Annotated in this window: 7 protein-coding genes and 2 pseudogenes; 2 read left to right on the forward strand and 7 right to left on the reverse strand. The window is 59.3% G+C overall.

Going from position 1 to position 8872, the window contains the following annotated elements:
• Nucleotides 1–77: 77 nt before the first annotated feature.
• From NO978_RS19635 to NO978_RS19660, 6 genes are all read right to left on the reverse strand, one after another.
• Nucleotides 78–1067: a S1 family peptidase gene (locus NO978_RS19635; RefSeq protein WP_257301220.1), complete on the reverse strand. Its 990-nt coding sequence runs from the start codon at nt 1065–1067 to the stop codon at nt 78–80.
• Nucleotides 1068–1863: 796 nt separating this feature from the next.
• Nucleotides 1864–2862: a hypothetical protein gene (locus NO978_RS19640; protein ID WP_257301221.1), complete on the reverse strand. Its 999-nt coding sequence runs from the start codon at nt 2860–2862 to the stop codon at nt 1864–1866.
• A gap of 596 nt (nt 2863–3458) precedes the next feature.
• On the reverse strand, nt 3459–4148 hold the full coding sequence (locus NO978_RS19645) for a hypothetical protein (RefSeq protein ID WP_303647396.1): 690 nt from the start codon (nt 4146–4148) through the stop codon (nt 3459–3461).
• 13 nt (nt 4149–4161) lie between these two features.
• Entirely contained in the window at nt 4162–4839 is a 678-nt protein-coding gene (locus NO978_RS19650) for a helix-turn-helix domain-containing protein (RefSeq protein ID WP_257301223.1), read from the reverse strand.
• 224 nt (nt 4840–5063) lie between these two features.
• Nucleotides 5064–5345 (reverse strand): DUF3006 domain-containing protein, encoded by a 282-nt coding sequence (locus NO978_RS19655; RefSeq protein WP_257301224.1) that lies wholly within the window; start codon nt 5343–5345, stop codon nt 5064–5066.
• Nucleotides 5345–6748, reverse strand: a complete 1404-nt coding sequence (locus NO978_RS19660; protein ID WP_257301225.1) for a lamin tail domain-containing protein — start codon at nt 6746–6748, stop codon at nt 5345–5347. Before NO978_RS19660 ends, NO978_RS19655 begins: the two co-directional genes overlap by 1 nt.
• A gap of 191 nt (nt 6749–6939) precedes the next feature.
• On the opposite strand from NO978_RS19660, the gene NO978_RS19665 reads away from it, so the two are divergent.
• Together NO978_RS19665 and NO978_RS19670 are read left to right on the forward strand one after the other, a co-directional pair.
• Complete coding sequence (locus NO978_RS19665; RefSeq protein WP_257301226.1) at nt 6940–7875, forward strand: homing endonuclease associated repeat-containing protein; 936 nt, start codon at nt 6940–6942, stop codon at nt 7873–7875.
• Nucleotides 7876–8169: 294 nt separating this feature from the next.
• Nucleotides 8170–8745: pseudogene (locus NO978_RS19670) on the forward strand (AAA family ATPase); the annotation flags it as partial.
• 21 nt (nt 8746–8766) lie between these two features.
• Here NO978_RS19670 and NO978_RS19675 read toward each other — a convergent pair.
• Nucleotides 8767–8872: pseudogene (locus tag NO978_RS19675) on the reverse strand (IS5/IS1182 family transposase); the annotation flags it as partial.

An 8872-nucleotide genomic window follows, 5' to 3' on the forward strand; every position in this document is an offset into this window, starting at 1 on the left:
TGCTGGCGACGTGGCGCCAGCAGGGACGCAATCCATACGAAGAGCTTCGTCGAGTCGTCAGCAGCAATGATATGATCTCACGGGCTCACGCTGTGCCGGCTGTCGAGACCTCGGGGTAAACACATACCATCAAAGTATGTTTTGAAATACGGACCCCCAGAGTCTCCATTCAAAGTTGGAAGATCGATTTCCACAAAATCATGCCCTTCTCCCTCACAGATTTCTATCGACTTTTTCGTTTTTATAATTGAACCACCGGTATCAAGCCCCGTGTTTATACCGAATTTTTTGACATTGTCGCTTCCGCTCGTTGATTTCATTTCCTCTAAACCATTTTCAGTGACATACCCTCGCACTTCTCTTCCTGAAAAATTTATATCATCACGAATATTGATATCTGAGGCGGTCGTTGTACTATCCGCAAATACGAAGTCATCACCACGAGACCACTTCCTAATCTCACCAACAGAGTTGAGTTCTTCCCACGTATCTGAACTACTTCCTTGAAGAAGCTCACGGTTGAGTAGATTACTACTCGAACACGACCACAGGTGAGCACAAGTAATTAAACCCGGATTATTGTCAGAATCTCTCGCCGGACAACACGATGTCCCCGGAAAATCCTCAAAATCTGTTGCTTCGACTCTCACACCACCTGGGGCCGGATCATATTCGTTACAGTTGTTATTGCAAGCCCCTGTATCTGGCTCAGGTGGAATCCACTCTTGAGTAGTAACTGGGACACCTTCAACTGAATCTGAAAGGTTAGGGATATCAGGTTCGGACGAATCTATAGCTACAACGAGAGAGGGCCGCTTCCGTCCTTCAATTTCGCTGGCTGCAGAGCCGATACATACGTCTTTGACAGCATTCCGGTTCCTATAGTTCTCCTCAAGTGTTTTTCGCACGTTTCGAGTATGGACCAACTGCCGCCACCATTGGGTTGGGACTTCTTTCTGTTTTACTGCTCTATCGCCATACTTGATAGTTGTAATCCGCTGCGTACTTGGATAAAGAGTCCCTCCTTGTACGCGGCGAGTTGTCATCGCAGTAATCCCACCTGACATTACGCCACTCAGAATCTTACGACGATTTATTTGCATTTGTAACCACGAACCAAAATTACAACAGCTAGTGTATATTTCTTTCGGTGATGTGTAGTGGTGTTGGATTCATTCGCAAATCCGGAATATAATGGTGGCTGACGATCCGACCAAGGATAACGAGTCGAATGCCTTACAGAGTATCGAAGGTGCAGGGATCGAACCGAGATCGAGGGCATCACGAATGCGACGCATCTCGATGAGTTCGTCAACGAGATCGCGGTACTTGGTCGTCTTCTTCACCTTCAGTCAGGGCAGGACGACGTGCCGGTGGAGCGTGAATCCCTTTCGTAAATACGTGTCGAGAATCGTGCCACAGTACGGCGAGCTTAGATCATCGCACGCTGGACGGACCGGGGGAGACCTGAATTCGGGAGTGTATCCATGCTGTCGGAGACTACCCATTCGACATGTTTGTCAGAAAGAATTTCAAAGAGGCCTCTTTTTTCACCTCGCTCACAGCAGTCCGAATCCCCCGTAAGCAGACTGGTTTACTAGTCATTTCATTCTGAATTTTAGGAGAATAACTGCTCGGAGAGTCCTCCAGGACGTACTCAACTGAACGATTCTCGACTGAAAGAGGTCGTGGCTGCGCGCGCAGCGCAGCGAGCACGGAGCGGAGGGTGGGGAGGCGGGGATGCGGTGCCAGCTGAGCGACGAGCAGACAGAGTGAGAGAACACACAGACAACTGCCACAGCCCCGCCGGTGCGCCGGCAAAAAAGAGAGGACTGAGTATGGCCGAGAGAGGAGCCTGCGAGGTCAGTCCCGGAGCACGTCCAGGCGTTGCTCGGTCGATCCTGCGCTGAAGTCCGCGTGGGTCACCGTCCCGTTTCGCGGGCTCGGACCGTCACCACGTTCGAGCACGGTCACCCCTGACTCCGACGTCACCGCCAACGTCGGCTCGCCACCGTACCAGCCGACCTCGCAGTTCAGCAGCCTCACACGGACACCCTCACGGAGCACCGTCCCAACCTGCGAGCGCTTCCAGATCGTCAGCTTCGCCGTGGCAGAGCCGTCGTCGAGCACGCCGACCTGTTGCTGGTTGACCGCCGCCGGCTGGTAGAGCGTCGTCACCTCGGCTTCGACGTTCGCCTGGATCGAGTACTTGGGGTGGCCCATCCACTCTTCAAGGGTCGCGATGGGCTGGATCGCATCCGTCCCCTTCGCCACCTCTTCGTTCGTCTTCAGGACGGCCGCCGTCAACCCCATGTCTTGGCACACGACCTTCTCCGCGAGCTGCTTCGCGTAGGCTGACCGGGACGGCCCACGGAAGCGCTCTGCCAGCTGCATCCCGTATCGGTTCACCCCGCCCAGGGTCTCCGCGTCGAGTTGTTCACGCGGATCGACGTCGGGGTCGCCACCGCTCCCGAGCACGCCACGCTCTCTGAACTCACGAACGCGCTCGCTGGACTCCCGCTCGGTCTGCAGCCTGCACGACGACTCTCGGTCGATGCCCGCGTCTTCCGCCGCCAGTGCGCGCTCTCGATTCCGTGCCAGCTCTTGCTCTTCGGCCAGCCGCCGTTCCTCCGCTGCGAGGGTCGTCCCGTACGGATGGTCCAGCCCGGATTTCCGACTCCAGTCGTAGTCGATTCGACCCTGCTTCTCGAGTTCGACCGTGGGTCGCAGCTCAGGTGCGTGGTCCCCACACGCCGCTTCTGCAAGCAGTTCGCCGTCGTCCTCGATCGCGTCTTCGAGGGTCAGCTGTTCAGTCGCCTGTACGTCCGAACCTTCATCACGGATCGTGTTTCTACTAGACATTGGGATCTCATTCCCGAAGGCGCTCACAGAGCGTCCACAACCGCGACCCTAAATCGCGGTTTTCTGCATCACCGACCGGCCAGACACGTCTGCGCGCTCTCGCTCGCGCCTTCGCGAGCGCCCTTGGGCGCGAGCGAGAGCGCGCCAGCGTCGATCACAGAACCAGCACCGCGCGCCGACCCGCCCGGAGCGAGCGTCCAGCGGAGTAACCGTGTGGGGGTGAGCACCGACGGCGCGCAACCCCCCGCGGTTACCCGCTGGCGGCGAGACCAGATGCCCGGAACGGGCGCGGGCGGTGCGGAGAGCGCCCGCATGCCCGGAATGGTCGGTCGCGAGCGACGCGGAGGGCGGCACGCGGCGAGCGGTGCGTGCCGGAAAGAGACACCAGTTCGGCTGGCCACGTCGCTCAAGGTACCAACCACAGCCTTGGTGGACTCAGAAAGGGCGAGGCCGGCTCGATCGTCCCCCGACCCCGCAAGCACCGCAGCCCCGAGGCGCGCAGCGGCGGTCGCGGGACGTCGAGCGGCCGAGGGCTTTCGGAGAGTTACTCCCTCCGTTCCATGGTTGCTTCTCTGCGAACCCAGCTAGCGATTATCCTACTGTAGCTGCTCCCGTTGTGTGCGCAAGAACGAGATGAGATCGTCGACGGCAGCAGTGGGGAGTTCCTCCTGTCGGAAGACGCCCTTGAACGAATCTCTGAACCCATCCTGTTGGAGCTGACCGAGGACTCCCTCAATCTGGGCGTCGAGTTTCTCAGGATTCCCACGGTGGAGATGCCGTTCGATCTGGTCGAACGCTGCCCGAGTGCTGATGACGACGAGATCGCGGGTATCTGCCAGTCGGCCACTGTGTAGTTTCATTGCGAACAGGAGAGCCGGTTCTGGAATACGGCCGTCCAGGTCGTCTGCGACGTCGATGGATTGGATAGTGCTGTGCTCGTGGAGGTAGCGATACGACCATTCAGCGTCGGTCTGCCGGCAGCGCATCGCGTTGACGAGCGCTTCGAAGGTCACGGCATTCTCGCCGACTGGCTTCTGGTACTGAATCATTCGCCCCTCGTACTCGTTCGAGACGTCTTTCTCGAACTCTTTCTCGTATCCGAGCTCGCTGAGCAGTGCGTCGTAGTCGTCCAGCGCGGTGGCGGGAACCACCGTGTCGATATCGGTGGTGAACCGCGTCTGGAAAGCGGACACAGCCCACCCGCCGACGAGGACATATGGGAGTCCGGCACTCTGGACTGCACGATGCGTGTCGATGAGTTCGGATTGCCGTTCAGGAAGGCTCATTCTGGAGTAATTGCTAGTCCGCATCCATCGCACTGTGGTGCGAGGCATCGATGTCGACGTCGTATTCGGTGGCGATAATTTCCAACGCGGGTTCGTACGCCGGCCGGTTCTGCGTCATCTGGTCGACTGCGGTTGCCAAGGGGATGACTGGACTTCCGTCCATCCACTCGACCTCGAACCCGTCGGATTGCGGGAACAACACGTAGTGTACGTTCCCGTCGACCTCACTGGCATCCGGACGCTCGTCGATCGTTGCATCGATTCCATACTGTTCGAAGAACGCGAGCCACCGTTCGATGTCCTGATCGCGGACCTGGATGAACACGGGATAGTCGTCGTGACTGCGGGCGATCTGGTAGCCACCGTGCGTCCAGACGTACGCGGCGTCGATCTCCGTGTACGCGAACTCCATGCCGGCGAAGTGCGGGATGATGTAGGCGTCTTCCTGCGAGACCGTGTCCCGGCTGTACACCGCGGCCATCATCTCGGCGTACTGCTGCCGCATCCCGTGGTCGACGATCTGGATTCCAGTCTCGGTATTCGCGATAATATCTGTGGCTTCCAATCGGTCGACCCAGTCGTACGTCCACGAGTACGACTTCCCTATCTTGTTCGCGATACGGTTGATTGAATCGCCACGCTTCACTGCTAAGACGATTTTCGCAGCCGTCGCATCGATCACGTCTTCCATCTGTAGTTGCCACCCTTTCCCGGAGCGCTGAACTCGGTCTTGATTATCGCTAACGCGATGATGACTTATAGAACTTCCGTCGTGGTGAGGGAGCAATTGCGACGCTGGACTGGTCACATTATCGTACCAACTGACTTGGTTGGTCTCGCTGCGAGGTCCCCTATCCTCAGGCCCCAATCTTCGGGACGAAACAAAGGCTCAGTCGAACCGAACGGGCCTCTCGTTCAATCTTTTCCCGGCCGCTCGTCCGGTAGCTCGCTCGAGAGGCGGTCGAACCGTGACTGGGCATTGGCACGCCGCTGCGCTGTGTCCTGTTCTCGATAGCGAAGCGAGACCGTCTCGTCCGAAATTTCGAGCTCGAAGATGGCGTCCTGGTGGCGGCCAGCTCTCGGGAGCATATCACGCGCCACGCTCATCTCCTCGACTTGCTCTCCATCCTGCTCGAGCAGCAGGACGGCGGTCGATTCCTCGAACCGGTCGAGGACGGCGGTGTAGGTTTCAGGCATCAGTAGCTCTCCTCGATGACGACGGTCCCATTGTCAGTACGCACGATCACGGTATCGCCGCCGTTGTTCCAGACAGCAGTTCCTTGCCCCCAGTACAGGTCGGTCGTTGAATCGGTCCCACTCCCGCTGTGGACGGTCACACGCTCCCCGGGTGCCAGCGTGAAGCCGTCAGGGAACTCGAACGTCTTCCCGGCCTCGTCGACGAGCTCCCAGCCACTCAGGTCCAGCGTCGACTCGCCGGTGTTCTCGAGGACGACGTACTCGTCGTTAAGGTTCTCGTTGTCGCTCCCTTCGGCATCGGCGTTGATGTCCACGAGCGAGAGCTCATTCCCGCCATCGGTGGCCACGTCGGTCGCGGGCGCAACCGAGCTAGTGCCCAGTATCGTCTCTCTGACGACCGCCTCGCTGTAGGTCCCTGGTTCGACGGGGTCTCCGGACCGTAGCGACGTCGGGTCAGTCGGCGCTTCGTTCTGGGTCGCGATACTGACTGCGCTCCCGTTGCTGTACACCACGACGTTCCCGTGGGTCGCAGTCCAGTAGGTCGGGATCGAGCGGCTGGCGAATCGTTGCAGAGCTTCCTCGTGTGGGTGGCCGTACTGGGAGTCGTACGCGCTGGTGACCACGACGACCTGTGGCTGGACGGCGTCGAGGAGACTCGACCGGGAGCTGGACCGACTGCCGTGGTGGCCGGCTTTGAACACGGTCGAGTCGAGCTGGCTGCCGTACTCCTCGACGAGCGCGGACTCACCCTCGACTTCGGCATCGCCGGTGAACAGGAAGCTGGTCTCGCCATGGGTCACACGGAGCACGAGACTGTTCTCGTTGCGCTGGTCGTTCGCGAGGAGGTCCTGGGGCGGCCCGAGCACGGAGACGTCGACACCCTCCACGGGCATCTGTGCGCCCTCGCGGGTCTGGTACAGCGGGACGTCGTACTCCTCGACGGCGTCCAGATAGCGACTGTAGGTATTCGAGCTCGACGCGAGGCCGGGGTCGTAGACGGCGCCGACACCCTCGCCCTCCGTCTCGAAGTACTCGATGACCGCTGCGTGGCCGCCGATATGGTCCGCGTCGGCGTGCGAGGTCACGAGGTGGTCGATGCGCTCGACGCCGATCTCTTGGAGGTAGTTGATGACGTACTCGCCTTCCTGTGGCCAGTCACCCGAGTCGATGAGCATCGTCTCGCCAGCCGGTGTTCGCAGCAGGATGCTATCCGACTGCCCGACGTTGATGAAATGAACCTCCAGGGTCCCGTTCGCCGTCACAGCGGTATCCTCATCGACGGTCGTCGCTCCCTCAGTCGGACTGTCGGTCGGTGTCGCCCCCGAGTCGGTGGGGGCGGCACACCCGGCCAGGGCAACCAGACAGACGATGACGAGGACGATACCCCAGCGTGAAGCGCGCATGGTGACACGCTTCCGCCCGAGTCGCAAAAGCATACCCCTGACTGCAGACGCGAAATGGCCTGCGCTGGATGAGCACTGAGGTTCGAGGCTGTTAACCAACACGCCGCAGCTGGTGGTTAATCAGGTGTGACTGAAAACCGGAACTGCTTCCAGTAAGTAGGAAGTTCGAAAAAACACGCAGGGGACAGACCGTGACCGAGAGAGAAACACTGCTCGCGGCGCTCCAGGCGCTCGAACGGGAGCTCGGTCGAGCACCGGAGATTGCGGACGTGCTCGAGGCGGATGACGTTCCGTCGCTCGCCACAGTGCAGGACGAGTTCGGGTCCTGGTACCGGGCACTGTGGGCCGCCGACATCACTCCGACGGAGCCGCCCAGCTACTGGACCAACGCGGACATCGAAGCTGGGTTGCGGGCACTTGGAGACGGGCCGGATGCGCCGCCGGTGACCGGCGACCTCACACGGAGTCCGATCTATCCATCGCTGTCAGTCATCCACAACCGGTTCGAGAGCTGGGAGGCCGCACTCGACGCTGCGGGCTACGACACACCCGTGGACCCGAACAAGAGGTGGACCGAGGAGCGGTTGCTGGACGACCTGATCACACTGGGCGAGACACTGGATCGAAAACCCAAATCCACGGACGTCAAGGATGACCCCGACATGGCTGCACCCACGACCTACGACGCCGTCTTCGGCTCCTGGAACGACGCGCTCCAAGCGGCGGGCTACTCGCCGACACCCCGCGGGAGCGAGAGCGAGTATTCGGACCAGGACCTGGTGGAGATACTCCAGTCACTAGCCGCGGAGGTAGACCAGCAGCCACGCCAGGCCGATTTGAAAGCGCACGAGGACTGGCCGTCGCCCGGTGTCTTCAGGAACCGGTTCGGAACTTGGCACGCTACCCTCGAGGCAGCGGGTGTCGACACCGAGTCCACACGGGACCCCAAGTACAGCGAGTCGGAACTGCTCGAGTCACTCCGAATGCTCGCGGACCGTGTCGACGGGACCCCTGCAGTCGACGATCTTTCTGAGTACGACGACCTTCCTGCTCCGGTAACCTACTACCGGCGGTTCGACTCGTTTACCGAGGCGCTCGAACTCTCTGGGGTCAACTCGGAGATGTAACTATTCACGAGTGGCATCGTTGATCTTCCTAAAACACGGTTCCGTGTACCTCCCAGAAAGCACTGGAAGTAGTGGGGTGGTATCGCTGGCCTTGCGTTCGATTTTGCCGGTGAAAGCACTGGAACTGATGGGGGTACGGGTGGTCGTAGAAAGCATTGGAACTGGTGGGGCGGAGGGAAGTAGCGAGCGAGGAATAGCATTGGAAGCAGTGGGGTCAGTGAATATAAACAAATGCGGACACAGGAAGCATTGGAAGTAAAGGTTAAATCATAGCGGTGAGACGCACCCCATATCATGGCCGAGTACGACTTCGAGGCCACCGGCGCAATCTTCGAGCGTCGTGAGGCACTCCTCGAAGACTGGACGCCGAGTGAACTCGTCGGCCGAGACGACGAACTCCAGCGGTATCACGCTGCGCTTCAGCCCGTCATCGAAAGTGAGCCGCCGAGTAACGTCTTCCTCTACGGCAAAAGCGGCGTCGGTAAAACTGCTGCCACGCGTTTCCTGCTTGACCGGCTCGAAGCTAGTGCCGATGAAGTTGACGAGCTCACGCTCACCACAGTTGAACTGAACTGTGACCGGCTGAATACGAGCTACCAAGCAGCTGTCGCCCTCGTGAACGAGCTTCGAGACTCGGGCGATCAGATCTCGAACACTGGGTACCCGGAAGCGAGCGTGTACGAGTTCCTGTTCGACGAACTCGATGAGATTGGCGGCACAATTCTGATCGTGCTTGACGAGGTCGATCATCTCAAAGATGACTCGCTACTCTACCAGCTCCCCAGAGCACGCTCGAACGGTGACATCACGAACGCACGGTTGGGCATCATCGGCATCTCGAATGATCTCAGTTACAGACAGGAACTCTCCGAGGGTGTCATAGAACTCTTGTCACACCGTGATGATCGTGCTTCCCGGATTATCTCCTCGTTCGTAGTTGGTGATCGCAATAACGAGACGCAGACACAACGACAGGAACACTTGTGCTCGTGCATGG

It is taken from the genome of Haloarchaeobius sp. FL176 (assembly GCF_024609245.1).
Lineage (GTDB): Archaea > Halobacteriota > Halobacteria > Halobacteriales > Natrialbaceae > Haloarchaeobius.